Annotated in this window: 12 protein-coding genes, 1 tRNA gene and 1 pseudogene; 6 read left to right on the forward strand and 8 right to left on the reverse strand. The window is 66.3% G+C overall.

Annotation, left to right across the window (positions count from 1 at the left end; translation table 11 throughout):
- From ZRA01_RS17330 to ZRA01_RS17340, 3 genes are all read left to right on the forward strand, one after another.
- On the forward strand, positions 1 to 2,624 hold a 2,624-nt coding region (locus ZRA01_RS17330), incomplete at its 5' end, for an eCIS core domain-containing protein (protein ID WP_141354546.1).
- Positions 2,621 to 3,496, forward strand: coding sequence for a YbjN domain-containing protein (locus ZRA01_RS17335; protein WP_141354547.1), 876 nt, complete (start codon positions 2,621 to 2,623; stop codon positions 3,494 to 3,496). The genes ZRA01_RS17330 and ZRA01_RS17335, both read left to right, overlap by 4 nt.
- A 79-nt stretch (positions 3,497 to 3,575) precedes the next feature.
- The gene (locus tag ZRA01_RS17340) at positions 3,576 to 4,709 is read left to right on the forward strand and encodes an eCIS core domain-containing protein (RefSeq protein WP_218028746.1); all 1,134 of its coding nucleotides are present in this window, start codon (positions 3,576 to 3,578) and stop codon (positions 4,707 to 4,709) included.
- Between the two features lie 195 nt (positions 4,710 to 4,904).
- Here the strand turns inward: ZRA01_RS17340 and ZRA01_RS17345 are convergent.
- The 4 genes from ZRA01_RS17345 to ZRA01_RS17360 form a co-directional block, all read right to left on the reverse strand.
- Positions 4,905 to 4,981: transfer RNA gene (locus ZRA01_RS17345), tRNA-Pro, on the reverse strand.
- Positions 4,982 to 5,074: 93 nt separating this feature from the next.
- The gene (gene ispB, locus ZRA01_RS17350; protein WP_141354551.1) at positions 5,075 to 6,043 is read right to left on the reverse strand and encodes an octaprenyl diphosphate synthase; all 969 of its coding nucleotides are present in this window, start codon (positions 6,041 to 6,043) and stop codon (positions 5,075 to 5,077) included.
- A 91-nt stretch (positions 6,044 to 6,134) separates the two neighbouring features.
- Positions 6,135 to 6,875, reverse strand: a complete 741-nt coding sequence (gene ugpQ / locus ZRA01_RS17355) for a glycerophosphodiester phosphodiesterase (protein WP_141354554.1) — start codon at positions 6,873 to 6,875, stop codon at positions 6,135 to 6,137.
- Between the two features lie 14 nt (positions 6,876 to 6,889).
- Positions 6,890 to 8,200, reverse strand: a complete 1,311-nt coding sequence (locus ZRA01_RS17360; protein ID WP_141354555.1) for an extracellular solute-binding protein — start codon at positions 8,198 to 8,200, stop codon at positions 6,890 to 6,892.
- A gap of 145 nt (positions 8,201 to 8,345) precedes the next feature.
- On the opposite strand from ZRA01_RS17360, the gene ZRA01_RS20780 reads away from it, so the two are divergent.
- Positions 8,346 to 8,801, forward strand: coding sequence for a hypothetical protein (locus ZRA01_RS20780; protein WP_174851631.1), 456 nt, complete (start codon positions 8,346 to 8,348; stop codon positions 8,799 to 8,801).
- A 27-nt stretch (positions 8,802 to 8,828) separates the two neighbouring features.
- On the opposite strand, the gene ZRA01_RS17370 is transcribed toward ZRA01_RS20780, so the two are convergent.
- The 3 genes from ZRA01_RS17370 to ZRA01_RS17380 are packed head-to-tail and all read right to left on the reverse strand — an operon-like array spanning position 8,829 to position 13,264.
- The gene (locus ZRA01_RS17370) at positions 8,829 to 10,643 is read right to left on the reverse strand and encodes a putative bifunctional diguanylate cyclase/phosphodiesterase (protein WP_141354557.1); all 1,815 of its coding nucleotides are present in this window, start codon (positions 10,641 to 10,643) and stop codon (positions 8,829 to 8,831) included.
- Positions 10,640 to 12,172, reverse strand: a complete 1,533-nt coding sequence (locus tag ZRA01_RS17375) for a cyclic di-GMP phosphodiesterase (protein WP_141354559.1) — start codon at positions 12,170 to 12,172, stop codon at positions 10,640 to 10,642. Before ZRA01_RS17375 ends, ZRA01_RS17370 begins: the two co-directional genes overlap by 4 nt.
- Before the next feature lie 54 nt (positions 12,173 to 12,226).
- Positions 12,227 to 13,264: an aldo/keto reductase gene (locus tag ZRA01_RS17380; RefSeq protein ID WP_141354561.1), complete on the reverse strand. Its 1,038-nt coding sequence runs from the start codon at positions 13,262 to 13,264 to the stop codon at positions 12,227 to 12,229.
- A 127-nt stretch (positions 13,265 to 13,391) separates the two neighbouring features.
- Between ZRA01_RS17380 and rlmM the strand changes: the two genes are divergently transcribed.
- On the forward strand, positions 13,392 to 14,483 hold the full coding sequence (gene rlmM, locus ZRA01_RS17385) for a 23S rRNA (cytidine(2498)-2'-O)-methyltransferase RlmM (RefSeq protein ID WP_141354563.1): 1,092 nt from the start codon (positions 13,392 to 13,394) through the stop codon (positions 14,481 to 14,483).
- 80 nt (positions 14,484 to 14,563) lie between these two features.
- Positions 14,564 to 16,030, forward strand: coding sequence for a DEAD/DEAH box helicase (locus tag ZRA01_RS17390; RefSeq protein ID WP_141354565.1), 1,467 nt, complete (start codon positions 14,564 to 14,566; stop codon positions 16,028 to 16,030).
- 521 nt (positions 16,031 to 16,551) lie between these two features.
- Here the strand turns inward: ZRA01_RS17390 and ZRA01_RS17395 are convergent.
- Positions 16,552 to 17,881 (reverse strand): annotated as a pseudogene (locus ZRA01_RS17395) (transposase); the annotation flags it as partial.
- Positions 17,882 to 18,262: the final 381 nt, after the last annotated feature.

Consider the following 18,262-nt stretch of genomic DNA (forward strand, 5'->3'; position numbering starts at 1 on the left):
CCGCCACGCCGGCCGGCCCCACCCCGGCGGCAGATGCCGTGCTGGCCCGGCCGGCCGCGCAGCTGCCCGACGGCCTGCGCCAGCGCTTCGAGCGCCGCCTCGGCGCCGACCTGTCGTCGGTGCGCCTCCACACCGGGCCCGACGCCACCCGCGCCGCCGACAGCCTCAACGCCCACGCCTTCGCCCTCGGCCCCCACATCGTCGTCGGCGAGCGCCAGTACCAGCCCCACACCCCCAGCGGCGAGCACCTGCTGGCCCACGAAGTCGCCCACGTGCTGCAGGACGAGGCCACCCCGGTGCTACGCCGGAACGATGGCGCCGGGCCCGCCCCCACAACGCCGACGCCTGCACCGGCCCCCACCCCGACCGCCGGCGGCACCCCGGTGCTGTGGGGCCTCGACATGGCCGAAGGGCGGCGGACCATCTACGCTTCGGTGAGCATTCCGGGCCACACCCTGGCCGAGGTGGCAAGCTACATCTACGGCTCCGCCGACCAGGCGGAGGCCCTCAGCAGCGGCAACGGCGGCCTGCCGGAACACCTGCCCGCGGGTCGCACCCTGCGGCTCACCGGTGGCACCCTCAGCGAGCAGGCGGTGGGCGACATCAACCGGGGCATCGAGCAAGGCACCATCATGCGCTCCGAGGGCATCCCCACCGAGAGCGCGGAGCGCACCACGGTTTATCGCTTCTCTGCCGACGGCCGCAGCTTCGAGGTCACCGAAACCCAGTACGTCGGGATGATGCAGGGATCGGTGGTGTGGCTGCAGCGCAAGGCCCGCTTTCTACGCGACTCCGCCAACGACGGCCGCTGGGTGCACAACCGCCACATCGAGGGCACCAACAGCCTCGTGCGCGGCATCGCCGACTGGATGGGCGACACCGAATGCCCGCCGCTGTCCATGTGGAACGCCCCCCGCGACGACGCCCAGACGATCGTCGACGCCCTGGATGGTTACCACGCGACGACCACCTCGGGCGCGCTCCTGCGCCGCCAGCTCGACACCCTGACCCGCGCCGCCACCGCGCTGGACGAGGCCGAAAACACCTGGCGGAGCTACATCAACGCCACCATCGAGGGCGCCGAGACCACCGTCCACCGCCTGGAGATCGTGCGTAACGTCTCCTTTGGCGTCGCCGCCGGGCTGGCCGGCGCGATCGCCGCCCCGGTCGTCTTCGCCGCCGCGCCGGCGCTGTTCGCCACAGTGGGGGCCGGCGGGCTGGTGACCACCGCCGGCACCCTCACCACCGCCGGCACCGTTGTCGCCAGCAGCCTGGCGATCGCCGGTGGCGCCGGGGCCGGCGCTGTCACCCAGGGCACGCTGGAATTCACCGGCGCCGTCGGCGGTGAAGGCATCTCGATGGCCATCACGCCGGGGGCGCAGTCCTTCGACTGGGGTTACGTGGGCGAGCGCACCACGGAAGGCATCAAGAGCGGCGCCATCCAGGGCGGCATCGGCGCCGCCTCCGCGCTGGTGGCCCCCGGCATCGCCAGCGCGGTCAGCACCCGCATGTTCGGCTGCGGCATGGGCACCCTCACCACCGGCCAGCGGCTGATCGTCAATGCCATCTCCGGCGGCGTGATCGGCATGCCCTCGGGCGCCATCGGCGCCGCCATAGAGAGCCTCGACGACGTGGCCGCCGGGCGCATGTCGCTGTCCGACTACCTCATCTCCATCGGCCTCGGCAGCGCGATGGGGCTCGGGCTGGGCGTCGGCCTCTCGTGGCTGCCCATCAACGGCCTGTACCGCAGCGGCGGCCGCCCCGGCGTCCCCTTCAGCGGCGAACCGGTCACGCCGCGCTGGATGCTGTCCGGGCCGTTCTCCCAGTTCCAGACCAACTTCACCGCCCCACCCGACTTCCACAACCTGCCCGCCAACGAACTGCCCCCCCTCCGCCAGGGCTACCAGTGGGCACGCCTGAACAACCAGTGGGAACCCATCTCCACCACCGGCCCGATGCGCGACCCGGTGCAGGTGACGATCTACGGGCCCGACCCCAGCGGTCGCTTCAACTACGTGGTGAGGCAGGGCGAGCAGATCATCGGCTCCCGCGCCTTCACCCGCCCTCGGGGGGGCGGCTTCACTGGCGCGCCGGGCGCCGGGCGCAACAACTACCCCATGACGGTGGCGGACTACACCGACCCGGTCACCGGGCAGTCCTACATCCGCGGCCACAACATCGACTTTGCCGACACCATCAACACGCCGGGCACCCTGTCGACGATGGACCCGGTCAACTACACTCCCGAGCAGGCCGACTGGGGGCTGCACATGCGGCGCATCCTGGTCGGCGACATCCGCGCCGCCAGCGGCGCCCAGGGACAATACCGTCAGATGGAATTCTTCGAGCCCAACACCCTGCCGCGTTACACCGCCAACGGACGTCGCATCCCCGACGGCGTGTACTTTGCCGAGTACAACAGCGCCACCGGCGAGCCGGTGCGGGCGTGGCAGGTCCGGTGGGCCGACGCGGTGGGCCTGCGCACGCGGGTCGACAGCAACCGCTTCCTGATTCCCCCCGACCAGCTGCCCCCCATCCTGCGCTGGGGCCCCGCCAGCCCTGCCGTCGCCACCGGCGGCAGCGTCAGCGCGGCCGCCGCCCGCTCCGACGAGGCTCCCCGATGAACGCCGCCACCCGCCTCGCCGCCCTGCTCGACCAGGCCGGCCTGCGCCACGTTGTGCACACCCCGGCCGGCGGCGCCCCCACCGCCACCTTCCAGCTCGGCCTCCCCGGAGAAGCGCCGGTGGCCATCAGCGCCCGCCTCACCGACCCCGTCCTGCAGCTCACCGCCCATGGCCTGTGCCATGCCCCGGCGGCCCTGCCAGACACCCGCCAGCTGCTGGCGATCAACGCCATCAACGCACGCTGGCCCCTGGGGCGGCTCTATCTGGGCGCAGACCGGCACAGCTGCGAGGCCGCCGTCTCGCTGCTCGTCGGCGCAGAACCGCTGGCCTCCGAGTGGCTCTACCTGGCCCTCGACGGCCTGGGCGACATGTGCCGGCTGATCCGCGCCGGCGCCCTCGACAGCGGAACACCCGAGCACGCCCTCGACGCGCTCCTTGCTCAGCAGCGCCTGCGCCTCGCCGAAGCGCCCGGCGGGCTGACCCTGCTCGACGTGGAAACCGCCCTCACCCAGCTGGGCCTCCACTACCGGATCGCCGACGCCGGAGAGACCCTGCTCCTCGCCCGCCACGAAAGCAATCACCCGGAGCTTGGCATCGAACTCTCCAAGCGCGACCGCCGCTACCTCAACCTGATCGCCCACCACCCCACCGCCGGCCCCCTGCCTGACGTTGACACCCTCATGTGGCAGCTCCACCAGGCCAACCGGCGAATACTCCTCGGTAGCTGCATCTTCGACCCGGAGCGCTCCCTGCTCTACCACCGGAGCACCTTGCCGCTCGCCTGGGCGCCCATCGACGCGGCCCGCGTCGGCTGGCTGATCGACCACGCCGCCGCAGCCCTCGATCTGCTCGCCCCCGGCATGGGCGATTGAGCGCCACACCACGCCGGACAGCATCGCCACACGCCGAATCGGAGTCGACATCATGGCCAGCCCCCCGAACAAACGGAACATGCCTCCTGTCACCCGTGACCGCCCCGCCGAGCAGCGCGCCGAGCGCATCGCCCGTGGCGAACGCCAGGCCCCGACCGGCCCCAAGGCAGGCACCCTGACCCGCCAGGCCGCCCCCGCCGGGCTCGCCCTGGGCACCGGCCTGCCGCTCCCGGCCAACGAACGGCGCTATTTCGAGGATCGCCTGCAGGCCGACCTGAGCGCGGTGCGCATCCACCCGGAGGCCGAGGCCGCCCACAGCCTGGGCGCCAATGCCTTCGCCGCCGGACGCGACATCGGCTTCGCACCCGGCCGCTGGCAGCCGGGCACCCACGAAGGCCGGCGCCTCCTCGGCCACGAGTTGGCCCACGTCATCGAGCAAGGCCGGCGCGGCCAGCCCGTCGTGCAGCTCGACGACGCGGCAAAGCCCGCCGAAGCCGATCAGGCCGCCGACGTGCTGGCCGAAGGCGTCAAGACGGTCGTCGAGCAGGCCAAGGAAAATGAGGGAGTCAAAAGCGTTCTCCTCGACCCGGCCAAGCGCTACGCCCTCGCCCAGTGGAACCGCCTCGGCACTGGCGAGAAGGCCGCGGTAGGCGGCTTCGGCGCCGGCACCTATGGACTCACCCTCGGCGCCGGGCTGGCCGACCCGGCCGGGCGCAAGCTGCTCTCCGACGTGAATCTGGCCGCCCCGCTGGGCCTGATCCCCTATTCCACGCTCACCGATTTCCGCTACGTACTGCCCGCCGCCGCCGGCGGCCCGACCCAGCTCAAGGCCGCGTTCTCCGCAGACGATCTGCTCGGCCTCGCCCATCAGAAGCTCAGCTGGATGCCGCCGATGAGCCTCAGCCTCGATTTCGGCTGGAGCATCGCCCCGGACGGCAGCGGCAGCGTCAGCCTGAGCTCGGCCAAGGCCAGCTGGGGTGTGATGCCCGGCGTCAAGCTGCAGGTCGGCAGCGGTGTCGGGCTCGACTGGAAACCCACCGTCACCGGCCCCGACGGGCAGCACGCGACGGTCATGAAATCGCTGCCGGCCCCCGCCGGGGCCGGCGCGACGCCTGGCGGCACCGGGGTGTTCATCACCGTCGATCTGCTGAAGGCGCCCTTCGTGCCGGCGCCAATCCGTGCCGCCCTCGGCGGAGAGACCACGAAGAAGTAAGCCCATGCCCGTGAGACGCAGCGGCCCGGCGCGCCTGAGCAGCGAGGGGGCGAGAATCAAAGAGTCAGCGCCCTGCCCAGAGGCGCCAACCATCAAGCGCAATCCAGACGTAAAAATGGAGCAAACCCTTGCGGAATTTGCTCCATTTTTTTGGCGATGCAAGCCAGACTATTGTTGGCTTGCCGCGGGAATGAGTGGTCGGGGAAAGAGGATTCGAACCTCCGGCCCCTGCGTCCCGAACGCAGTGCTCTACCAGGCTGAGCTATTCCCCGACGATTTACTACTATGGCCCCTCGACTGCGGCCCTCAAAACAAAACAGCCACACATCACATCGACATCCGGCTTTTGTACAGCGTACCGAAAATCAATATTTCCGTGCGACTGCGAACTTTGACAATTCTACCAAGGAACTCTTGAAAACGGAAGAGGGTAATACGTTAAGCGCGTTGAGGGCGCGCTCGGCTTCGTCTTCCGCGGCCTTGCGGGTCGCCTCGATGGCACCCGAGGCGCGGATGGCCTGCAGGACGGCGGCAAAATCGTCGCGCCCGCCGCCCTCGATGGCATGGCGCACACAGGCAGCGTGCTCGGGGCTGCCGTGCTTCATCACATGGATGAGCGGAAGCGTGGGCTTGCCTTCGGCCAGATCGTCGCCGATATGCTTGCCGGTGTCGGCCTCTTCGCCCGAATAGTCGAGCACATCATCCACGAGCTGAAAGGCGGTTCCGATGTGCATGCCGAACGCCGCCAGCCCCTCTTCAACCTCCGGGCTGGCGCCGGCCAGAATGCCGCCGAGCCGCGTCGCAGCCTCGAACAGCTTGGCCGTCTTGAACCGGATCACCTGCAGATAGTCGTCCACCTCGACGTCGGCATTGTGGCAGTTGAGCAGCTGCAGCACCTCGCCTTCGGCGATGATGTTGGTGGCATCGGCCAGGACCTGCATCACCCTCATGCTTTCGACACCGACCATCATCTGGAAGGCTCGGGTGTACAGGAAGTCGCCAACCAGAACCGAGGCGGCATTGCCGAACATGGCATTGGCGGTCTTGTTGCCGCGGCGCAAGTCGGACTCATCGACCACGTCGTCGTGAAGCAGCGTCGCGGTGTGGATGAACTCGATGACGGCAGCCAGTTCGAGGTGCCGCTTGCCTTGATAGCCTGCCGCACCCGCCGCAAACAACACCATGGCCGGCCGCATGCGCTTGCCTCCGCTGCCGATGATGTATTCGGCTACCTGGCGGATGAGGGCGACATCGGAATAGAGTCGATCGCGAATGACGCCGTCCAGCGCCTTCATGTCGTCGGCGATCGGCGCGTAGAGCTGCGAGAGAGACAAGGCACTGCCCAGTTCAGGAAAAACGCGATGTTAGGGGCGCACCGCAATCCCGTCAAGTCGGCAGGATCAAGGCGGAAACGCAGCAAGTTGATTAGCGGATCGTATCCAGAAGCAGATCCGGCCGATCGGTAAATAAACCGCCCACCCCCCAGCTCGCCAGGCGGCGGGCGTCGGCCAGGCGATTGACCGTGTAGACCAGCACCTCCAGCCCGGCCGCCCGCGCCGCGACCACGTGGGCCGCCTCGAGCCCGTCGAGCGCAAGGTGAATGGAGGCACAACCCAGACGTGAGGCGGTCTTCAGCGCGGCAGCGTCGAATGCGCCGGCGAGCCAGCCGCGGGGGATGTCGTCGACATCTTCCATCGCAGCTTCGAGGGCGTCCGCCGAAAACGAGGACAGCAGCAGCGCCGGCCGATCGTCAACACCAAGGCTGGCCAGTCGACGACCGACCACCCTGCCCGTCTCGACGTCATGGCCTTGGGCGGGCTTGATCTCGAGATTGGCCGCCAGCCCCAGCTCGCGACAGCGGCGCAGGGCGGCGTCCAGCGACGGGATGGTCTCGCCCGCAAAGGCGTGGTGAAACCGCTCGCCCACGTCGGTCGCCATCAGGAGCGCGCCGTCGAGCGCCGCGACGGTGCCCGACGAATTGGCGCAGCGGTCGAGGGTTTCGTCGTGGATGAGCACGGGCTCGCCGTCCCGCGACAGCATGACGTCGAACTCGACGGCCCGGCAGCCGATGCGCGCGGCGATGGCGAGCCCGGCCAGGGTATTTTCAGGTGCGAGCGCACCACCGCAGCGGTGCGCGATCACCTTGGGCCAGGGCCAGCGGAGCATCGGGCTGATGCGACTCAGTCCAGCGTACGGGAGCGCGCCACGGCGGTGTCGAGCGCGAGCTTGGAGGGCTTGCGGTCTTCCCAGACGGATTCCAGCTCTTCTTCGATGATGCGACGCACGGCGGCGCGCTGGGGATAACGGCTGGGCTTGGAAACCGAGGTCACCGGCTTGTTGGTCAGCTGCTTGACGCCAACATGGATGTTGAGCAGATCGGCTGCCAGCAGGCGGCTCTCGGAGGCCAGCAAACCGGCACGGTTCAGAGGCAGGTAGCCCGCGTTGCGTTGCCACTCGACCTGGCTCTCGGCGCTCAGCCAGTGATCGATGAACTGGGCCACCGCCTTGTAGTCAGCGGCCTTCTTGCCCGCCCCGACCCACAGCGCGGGGCCATCGGCGAGGGTGTTCTGGGGCGCGCCGTAGTATTCCTCGTGATACGGCAGCGCTGCGACACCCACCTCGAAGCCAGCCTGCCGCTTGAGGGTGGGCCAGGCGGCGGATGCCGCGGTGAGCACTGCACATTCGCCCTTCGCAAAGTGCTCCACCGCCTCGTCGTCACGGCCGAAGAGTTGCAGGTAGCGGGCCTTCACCCACGACGACAGCATCGCCACGTGCTTCACCTCGAGCATGCCGTTGATGGCGAGGGAGGTGGTTTTCTTGCTCTCGGCCACAACCGGCTCGTTGTGCCAGGCGCTGGTGTTCTCGACCAGGATCCAGGCCGGCTGGGCGGTGGTGTAGGGGCAGCTCTGGCCGGCCGCGACCAGCTTGCCGAGAGCGCCCTGGAGCGCCTGCCAGGTCGGCGGGGCGTTCTCGGTGTCGAGCCCGGCCTCCTTGAACGCCTGCTTGTTGTAGAACATCACGGGCGTCGACAGGCCGACCGGCAGCGCGACGAGACGGTTGGCGCTATCGAGGGGCGTCGGGGTCATCATGGCCGGCGCACGCAGGGTTTCCATCTTGATGCCGGCTTCCTTCATGACCTGGTGCAGCGGGCGATAACGCGTGGCGCCGCTCAGGAAGGCCTGCTGATCGCGCTCACCGAGAATCATCAGGTGCGGCAGCGTACCGGCGTTCCAGGGGCGATCCTGGATGACGATCTTCGGCCCGGTGGTCTTGGCGTTGAAGCGGTCGACCAGCTTCTGCAGTTGCTCGCCCTTGTCGGCGCCCAGGGTGTGCACCAGCTCGATTTCGGCCGAGGCACCTGCCGCGGCCGGCGTGGCAACGGCTTGGCTGGGGGCCGGCTTGGGGGCTGGCTTGCTGGTTGCCGCAAAGGCAGAGCCTGCGAAAAGGCTGGTCAGGACGAGACCCAGGGCGTTACGGCTGAAATTCTTCATCTAGGGCTTTCAAACGGAAACAGTGGCAAGACAATCCGAGATTATAAAGCCGGCACGCTTCATCGGGCGTTACACACGTAAGCAGACGTTCAAGTCCGATCGGCGGGCGCCGTAGACCTTGCAAGCCAATCAATGCCACCGGACCATGACTCGATCCAACCCCCATTTGCTGCTGGGCCTCATTCTGAGCGGCGCCCTGCTTGGCGGATGCGAGCAACTCGGCATCCCCGACTTCACCAAATCGTCGGCCACTGCCGAAGCCGACGGCAAGGCCATCGGGGGCGCCTGCCGTCATGCCGGCCGGGCCATCGAAGATTGCTACAACCTCAACCCCGGCGCCCCGCGGGCTGCAGTTTTCGCGGGCTGGCGGGAGATGAACGATTACATGGCCGAGAAGAACATCACGGAGGTCGAGCCGAAGGTGCCACCACCGCTGCCGCCGGCCGCCGAAGAAAAGCCCGCCCCAAAGTCCAAGCGTAGCGCAGACAAGAAGGAAAAGGAGCCCTCCGCCCCGGACTCCGAACAGGCGGAGCAGCCCCACTCAGACGCAGCGGACGACACCCAGCCACCCCCTCGGAAACGGCGTCATAGCGCCGAATAGGCGTTACGGGCTGCGACGGCAGCGGCCTTAGCAGCCCGCCGCCGGCACCGCTGCCTCGACGCCGTTCCACCATGCCACGAACTCCGCCACCGGCATTGGTGGGGCATAGAGGTAACCCTGCGCGAGGTCGCACCCCATCAGGCTGAGCGCGGCCTCGGCTTCCACGCTCTCGACGCCTTCGGCGACAACTTCGAGATCGAAGGTGTGGGCAATCCGGACCATCAGCTCGACGATCGCCCTGTCGCTCTCGGAGACCGAGATGCGATCGACAAAGGACTTGTCGATCTTCAGCTCGTCAAGGGGCAGGCGCCGCAGGTAGTCCATCGAGGAGTAGCCCGTGCCGAAGTCATCCAGCGCCAGCCGCCCGCCCTCCTGGCGCACCAGCCGCAGGGTCTCGGCCGACGCGGCCTCGCCGGACACAAAGCCGCTCTCGGTGATCTCGAAACACAGCCGCGAGGGGGAGATTCGCCATGTATCGCAGGTTTGCCGGATGAAGAGCGGCAACTCCGGGTCGTTCAGGTCGTCGGCGACCACGTTGACCGATACCCTCAGGTCGCATCCACCTGCTGTCAGGGTGGCCAGAATCTGGGCCGCCTGCTGAACGACCCAACGGGACAACAAGGGCGTCAGGCCTATCCGCTCGACCACCCGCAGGATTTCGGGCGGCGGCACATGGCGGCCATCGGAGCGCCGCCAGCGCAGCAGCGCCTCCGCGCCCACCACACGGCGGGATGGGAGCGCAACCTGGGGCTGCAGGTAGAGCTGGAATTGCTGGGACTCGAGCGCCCGGGCGACCTCGGTTTCGAACATCGCGTCGCCCTCGGCCTTGACGACGATCTCGCCACCGTAGATGTCGAAGGGGCGCCCACTCGCCTTAGCCACGACGAGCGCGGAGCGCGCTGCCTGCTCGAGGGCCAGCGGGCCGCCGGCCTGCTCGGGCGCCGCCGCGCCACCCGCACAAAAGCGCGCCCGCAGCGCCGGAAAACTGTTGGAGCGCAGCGCCTCGCAGGCATCCACCAGCTTGTGCCCCGCCAGTGACACCTGCGCCGCATGACGCAGATCGGGGAGCAGCACGGCCCATTCGTCATCACCCAGGGCGCACAGGATGTCGCTCGGCCGCAGCACTCCGCGCATCACCTCGGACAAGGCCAGGCGCAGGTGATCGCGCTCATCGAGGGCCAGCACATCGACCGAGCGCCCCCACTCCACGTTCAGAACGACCAGCCCGAGTTGCCGCCCCGCCCCCAGCGAGGCCAGTCTCTCGGCCAGCAGCGTCAAAAAGCGCCGCCTGTTTGGCAGGCCGAGAACCGGGTCGCCGTCTTCCGCCGCGAGACGGAAGTTCTGCTCGTGCTCGACGGAGGTTGCCGCCATCAGCCCGCCGAGACACCAACCTAGGCGGACCAGGGCCCGTTCGATATCGAGCTCGAGGCGGTGGACCATGGCCCGCTCGCCGAACAGATGCTCGTGACACAACCCGATCAGTGTCTCGACCGCGATGAACGGAAACTCGGCCACCGCGCCGGCCAGGTAGCATTCGGACCAACGGGCCTGCAGCGCCGCAGGCCATCCGGGCAGAAAATCCCACCGGACGACACGCGCCAGCTCCTGGCAGAACGCCCGCAGGACAAGGCCAATGGGTGCTTCAGCAGCAGTCGCCTCGTCCAGATTGAGCCGCTCGAGCAGATCGTCCGCCAACTCTTCGGCTGAGACGATGCGCCCGAAGGCTCGCACGGCCGCCTTTTCAGACTGCCCGATGCCATAGCGACACAGCAGGCCGACCAACGCCTCTCCATCGAGAACCTGCCCGCTGCGACGACCGAAGCAAGTATCGAGGCGTGTCATGTGAGGTAGAACTCCGAGGCGTCCACACCGTGCGCCCCAGGCGGCAGCGCCCGCACGATTGCGTAGGGCTGGCCCGTGGCGGTCGGCTGCTCATAGAGAAGATCCAGCGTGTGGGGGTAGGCGTTGGGCTGCTTGTCGGGCCCCAGGAGAATCATCACCCGGGGCTTCAAGCGGCGGATGCGGTTCTGGGCGACCACCACCGCCACCTCGCCGGAGTTGAGCTCGACCAGCGTGCCCACGGGATAGAGGCCGATGCACTGGACGAACTGATCGACGGTGCTCTCCGAAAACCCAACGCCCCGCTGCGCCCGCAGCGCATCGAGTGCCACCTGGGCGCTTGCGGCTTCGCCGTAGGGGCGCTCGCGGGTCATTGCACAATACGTGTCGCACAAGCCGGTGATCTCGGCCATCAGGCCCACCTGTTCGCCCTTCAACCCAAGAGGATAGCCGCTGCCGTCGCAGCGCTCATGGTGCCGGGTCACGATCTCCAGCATCGACAGGGAGACCCCCGACGACTTCGACAGGATCTGCAGCGAGAAATCCACGTGGGAGCGAAAGATCTCGTGCTCGCGGGGCGACAGGGGGCCCGACTTCTGGAGCAGCGCCGGCGGCAGTTTCAGCTTGCCTACGTCCTGCAGCATCCCGGCCATCCCGAGGTGGCCGATCGACTCGTCGCCCAGCCCGAGATAGCGCCCGAAGATCATGACATGGGCCGACACGTCGAGGGAGTGAGCGTAGCTGTACTGATCCGTCTGCTTCAGCCTGGCCAGCCACAACAGGGCATCAGGATTGCGGGCAACGCTCAGCACCATCTCGGAGACCACGCCGCGCAGGCGCTCGAGATCCGGGTTGAGGCTGCGCTGCACGTCGAGCGCGATCTGGGCCAGCAGACCGTGGGCACGATTGACCAGCGGCAGTGCCGTGACGATTTCTTCTTCGAGTGCCACCGTCGGCTCGAGGTAGGTGAGCCCGGTAAGCGTGTCGGCGGCCCCCGCGCGGTCCAGCCGCGGCCTGAATCCGACATTGCGCCGGCGGCTCTCTTCACCCGTGATCAGCGGCTGCCCCATCGCCCGAGCTGCGTAATTGGCGGCCTCCGCCTCGCCCAGGGGCGAGAGCCTGCGCTGCCCGACGGCATCGGGATACACATGCACCAAGGGCTTCATCGCCTGTGCCTGGGCAACCTCCCCGGCCGACGCGGAGCCTTTCCCCATCGAGCGCAGGGAGCGCAACAAACCAAAAAAATCAACAGGGCGACGACGTGCTTCTGCGGGGGCCTGGAACGCACCCAGCGTCGCAGAACGCTCGCGCCGGGGGTCGAGCCTGGGCGCGTCCTCCGCACGCCACGCGTCCCCGACGGAGCGGGTCCGATCCACATGGACGAAGCGACAGAGCTCGCGCAACTGCGCGAGGGTCTCCTCGTCCTCGATCACAAAGCCCTGCATCAGAAAAGGCGACTCGAGCCACGGACGGTCGAGCTCGGCAACGAACATGCCGATGCGCAGATCCGGAGCTGCGACGATTTCCTTCAACTCACCCTCCCTGAACGGCCTCAAGCCGGTGTTCACTGCGTAACAGCATTCAGGTTACGGCGCAGGATTCGTGAACTGAAGGTGAATGTCATCGATTTCTGCAAGAATATGTGTATCGAGAACCCGCGAACAGGCCTGCAGGTTCTCCTTCAGCTGGGCCAGGGACGTGGCCCCCACGATGGTGCTGCCGACAAAACCCTGCGACATGACAAAAGCCAGCGCCAGCTCGGCGGGTGTCATGCCGTGCCGCCGCGCAAGGGCAACATAGGCCTCGACGGCCGGGCGTACACTGCTGCGCCCGTAGCGGGCACCAAAACTCGGAAAGAGCGTCAAGCGCGCGTCCGCCGGCGGATTGGCCAGGTACTTCCCGGTCAGATGGCCGAAACCGAGCACCGAATACGGCAACAGGCTGATCTGCTCCCGAAAACAGACCTCGGCGAGCGTCTGCTCGAACACCCTGTTGAGCAGATTGTAGGCATTCTGCACCGACACGACCCTCGGCAAGCCCAGCGCATCAGCCGCCCGGACAAACTGCATGACGCCCCACGGATGCTCGTTGGACAAGCCCACATGGCGAATCTTTCCTTCCGCAACGAGCTCGGCGAGGGCTTCCAGCTGCTCAGGGATCGGGGTCGACGGCCGCTCTGCAGACGGATCAAAACGCCATTGACCGAACATCGGCTGGTTACGGGCGGGCCAATGGATCTGATACAGGTCGATGTACTCCGTGCCCAACCTGCGCAAGCTATCCTCCACGGCGGCGCGGATATTGGCACGATCGAGGGCCAGCGGCCCGCCGCGAATCCACGGCAGCTGGCGGCCCAGGCCCGTGATCTTGGTCGCGACCACCAGTTTTTCCCGCGGCTTGCCCTTCAGCCACGAACCGACGATGCGCTCGGTCGCCCCCTGGGTCTCGGCGCGCGTCGGCACCGGGTACATTTCGGCGGCATCAATGAAATTGACGCCCTGCTCAAAAGCAAAATCCAGCTGCGCATGACCGTCGGCCTCGGAGTTCTGCTGACCAAAAGTCATCGTACCCAGGCACACGGACGAAACCTGCAGATCACTGACACCAAGCTTGCGGTATTCCATCGGACACTCCAGAAAGCAGATCAAGGACACCACGGCTGAACGGGTACGGGCCGCTCACGCGGCTTCGGTTATCATCCAGCGGTCAGGGGCAGGAACGCCCCTTGCTTGAACGATATTACACGCCCCAATGCAATCCACCTCCAACGTAAATCGAGCCCACGACTCCCTCGGCCTGCTCGTGCAATGCCGCCCGGGCTTCGAGGCCGACGCCGGCCAGGAGCTCCAGGCCAGCGCAGCGCGCCTTGCCGGCAGACTCCAGAGCCAGCCCCAGAGCGGCTTTGTCTTCCTGGCGCTCGACGCCCCGCAGCCCCACGACGAATTGCGGCGACGCCTCGACACCTCGCGCCTGGTGTTTGCCCGTCAGGGCTTCCAGGTTCTGGCGGTCATCGACGATCTCCCCGAGCGGGACCGACTGACGCCGCTCGTCGAACGCATCGAAGGCTTTCAGGAACGATTTTCCGCCATCCTGCTGGAAACCCCCGACACCAACGAGGGCAAGCAGCAATCGGGCTTCCTTGGCCGCTTCGGGCCCCTGCTCGAGGCGGCGCTGACCAGGTCTGGCACCCTTCGCGTCGACTCGCCGCACCTGCCGCGGCTGCATCTGTTCTTCGTCGGCGCCCGTCAGGTGTGGCTCGGGCTGAGCCTGGCGAGCGAGGGCTCCGCCTGGCCGATGGGCATCCCGCGCCTGCGCATGCCAAAAGACGCCCCCAGCCGGTCAACTCTCAAGCTCGCCGAGGCAATCCTCACCCTCCTCTCCCCGGATGAACAAAAGTCATCGCTGCGCCCCGGCCTCGCGGCGGTCGATCTCGGCGCTGCCCCCGGCGGGTGGAGCTGGCAACTGGTCAGCCGCGGGCTACGCGTCACGGCCATCGACAACGGGCCCATCGCAGCGTCTGTTCTCGCGACAGGGCTCATCGAGCACCTGCGCACCGACGGCCTGACCTGGCGGCCCAAAAAAGCCGTCGAGTGGATGGTTTGCGACATGGTCGAGCAACCGTCGCGAATCGCTCCTGTCATGGCCGACTGGCTTGCCACGGGGCGATGCCGACGCAGCATCTTCAACCTCAAGCTCCCCATGAAGAAGCGCCACGAGGAGGTCGAGCGCTGCCGCAACCTGATCGACCAGCGCATGCGCGCGGCCGGCCTCAAATACGTTTTGAGAATCAAACACCTCTACCACGACAGGGAAGAGGTCACCTGTTATCTGACACGGCGCTGAGAGCGGGCCGATGTATAATGAAAAACTATTTAAATGGTGCACTGCACTAAACTGCAGCCACCCAAAACGTGATCGTACCCATGTCGTTTTCCGAACTCGGACTCATTCCTGAAATCCTGCAGGCTGTCACGGACGCCGGCTACACCGAACCCACGCCCATCCAGCGCCAGGCCATCCCGGTCGTTCTGGCTGGTCACGACATCATGGGTGGGGCACAAACCGGCACCGGCAAGACCGCTGGCTTCACGCTGCCCCTGCTGAACCGCCTTGCCCGCCACGCGAGCACGTCGGCCAGCCCCGCCCGGCATCCGGTTCGCGCCCTGATCCTGGCCCCGACCCGCGAGCTGGCCATGCAGGTCTTCGAGTCGGTAAAGATGTACTCCAAACACCTGCCATTACGCAGTGTGTGCATCTACGGCGGCGTCGACATGAACCCGCAGATCCAGGAACTCCGCCGCGGTATCGAGATCGTCGTCGCCACGCCAGGCCGCCTTCTCGACCACGTGCAGCAAAAGACGATTGCCCTGGGCCAGGTAGAGATGCTCGTCCTGGATGAGGCGGATCGGATGCTGGACATGGGCTTCATCCCCGACATTCGGCGCATTCTTTCCCTGCTGCCCGCCAATCGCCAGAGCCTGCTGTTCTCTGCAACCTTTTCCGACGAGATCAAGAAGCTCGCGGATCAGATGCTCAAGAACCCGCAACTGGTCGAAGTCGCGCGCCGCAACATGGTCAGCGAAACGATCACCCACATCGTTCACCCGGTCTCCAGTGGCCTCAAGCGTAACCTGCTTGCCCACATCGTCCGTCACGAAGACGAAACCAATCAGGTTCTCGTCTTCGTCGATACCAAGTTCGCCTGCAGCCGCCTGGCCCACTTCCTCGAACGCCACGGGATCTCCGCAGACTCGATACACGGCGACAAGAGCCAGCAGGCTCGCACTGAAACCCTTGAAAACTTCAAGAGCGGCAAGGTGCGCGTCCTGGTGGCCACTGATGTGGCAGCGCGTGGTCTGGACATCGAAGATCTTCCGTCGGTTATCAACTTTGAACTGCCCCACACGGCCGAGGACTACGTCCACCGCATTGGCCGAACGGGCCGGGCAGGCAAGAAGGGCAAGGCAGTATCGCTCGTCAGTTCCGAAGAACGCCATCGCCTCGCCGATATTCAAAAGCTCATCAAACTCGAGATCCGTCAGGAAATCATCGCGGGCTATGACCCCGAACCCGACTTCTTCGACGGCGACTCGAGCAAGCGCCGGCGCTCACCTTCTCCTTCCGCTGCCGGGCGCGCTGACGACCGCCCCGCACCGGATCGCAAGAAGCGTAACGAACGCGAAGCACCGCGCGAGACACGCGAACGAGCCCCCCAGCGCGGTCGTCAGGCGTCCCATGTCGCATCCGACGGTTTCGACTTCAACAAACCCTACGAACAAAAAGAAAGCTCGGCCTCGCCGGCAGCGCAGTCCACATCAACCGACGTTCCTAGTCAGAAAGCACAGCGCCCCATCGCATTTCTGCTCGGAGGCCTCGGTCGAAAAAAATGAGCGGGCGATGGTCAAGTCGTTGCCGAGAATGCTGCGGTAGCGATCTGATCGACTTGAGCCATGCGGACCCGCACCAAGCAGTGGTCCGCATTTGGTTGCATTAGCATTGATACAGCAAGGCGATCAAATACGTGCGACACCTGCCCGCTCAGGCAATCGCACAGGGTACATCATTAGTTCGTGTAGGCACCCCGGCGGCGTATTCGGATCTTCTTTTCAATCCCGCTGCCGGAAGATATACCGCTCACCTCAAAGGGTTGTGCAGCCCCAGCAAGGCAGACGACGCCACACCGCAGAAGAGTTCCGAGGCACGCCAGGCTGAACAGAAAAGCTTCTTCGAAGTCAGACTGCTGACGAATCCCCGGTTTTTCCGGGGGTTCGTGTTTTTGAAGCGCTCTTAGACGACTGGCAGCACCTGATAGCGGGCTGAGCCCGTGGCGCGCATTTGGGATGTGTTGGCGGCGTAGAACGCCTGTCAGGGTGCCGGCAAGCTGGAATTTCAGGCTTAAAAGGGCTGCCGCCCGGCGGGCCAGCAGCAGGACCATCTTCTTCATGCTCTGACAGGTAGCCGAGAGCAGGCATTGGGCTTGAACCTTGGCCAGTCCGCGAAAGCGCGCGTAGCGATGTCCATGCAACTCCTTGGCGTCGGCAAAGCTGCGCTCAACGGTTTCCTTGCGCAGCGCGTAGAGGCGTTTGCCCAGATCGGTCAGTCGATGGGCATCGATCTGCTCCTTGAAGCGCTGCCAGAGGTGGCGCGTGATGAGCTTCTGGTGATTCCGACTCTGGGTGCAGCGGGCCCGCTGCGGGCACTGGCGGCATTGGCCGGGGTCCGAGGCGTATTCGCGATAGCCCGTCCGGTTGGTGCCGTGATAGACGATGATCTGACCGGCAGGGCAGCGGTAGCCGTCGGTCTGCGGGTCGTAGGCGTACTCGCGCTTGTGGAAATACTCCTCCCGGTGGCTGGGGCGGCGGTAGCCCATCACGCCATACAGTCCGCGCTCGACGATGCCTTTACAGACTCAGGGGGTGAAGTAACCCACGTCAAGGCCGACCGCACCAACCTTTAGATCGAAGCGGGTGCGGGCCCGGTCCAGGCGCGCCAGATACGGCGTGGCGTCATTAGAAGAAGCCGACGGGTTTCTGGTCGCGCACCATGAACCCCGCTTCGGGATCGACCGTGCTGCGCTTGATCTGACGGGTGTCCGCCGCCGTGGCCTCGGGGGCGGTTTCGGACGTGGCGGGCGGCGCGCCGTGTTCGCCGCCGTCCCGATTCTCGCCCGCATCGGAGCGACTCACGGGCGCCGCCTGGGCTCGGCGCAGCGGCCTCTGATCCGCGGCGGCCCGCTCGGCATCCACGGCGGCGTCCAGTTCGGCCAGATAGGCCGCGGGCGTTTGCTCGATGTCCACCTGCTCGTAATGGCGCTTGTTGGCGTTGGCCTTCAGGTGCGTGCTGTCGGTGTAGAGCACCCGCCCGCCGATCAGCTTGTGTTCGATCGCCTGCTCGACGATGGTGTCGAAGATCTCCTGCTCGATCCCCGTCCCGGCAAAGCGGCGACGGCGGTTCTGGCTCAGCGTCGAGGCGTCGGGCACCTTGTCCGTCAGACGTAGCCCGAGAAACCAGCGATAGGCCACATTGACTTCGATCTCGCGCACCAGCCGACGCTCGGAGCGCACCCCGAACAGATAGCCGACGAAGAGCATCTTGAACAGCACCACCGGGTCGATGGCCGGGCGGCCGTTGTTCGCGCAGTAGAGCTCTTCGGTCTTCTCACGGATGAAGTCGAAGCGGATGTGGGTGTCGATCAAACGCAGCAGGTGATCACGGGGAACCGGTTGGTCCAGCGTCACCATCTCCAGTTCGGTCTGAGCGGTGGCGGCGGCAAGCTTGAGCACGCCGGGATTATAAAAAAACCCCCGACGGACAGGGATTTGGGGCTTTGTTAGCAGTCTGGCTTCTTCGAAGTCCACTTTCTCCAACGCAACAAACCACAAAGCCTTTCTTCACATGCTCGAACACGTGAAGCGCGTCATGTGACGGAGGTGGCTGGCTCTTCGACCACATCGAGGCCATCTTTCTTCCAAAGCCAGGCCCGGCAACCGCCCCCCAGTGCAACCTTGGCATGATTTGATTTGCATGGCCGGAGCGGTGGGGCGGCAATAGCCCCCAATACGACTCACTTAGTGAAGTTCGCAAACGGGCCGAGCTGACTATATTCCTGCTTCAAGCCCCCG

Source organism: Zoogloea ramigera (assembly GCF_006539865.1).
Taxonomy (GTDB): Bacteria; Pseudomonadota; Gammaproteobacteria; order Burkholderiales; family Rhodocyclaceae; genus Zoogloea; species Zoogloea ramigera.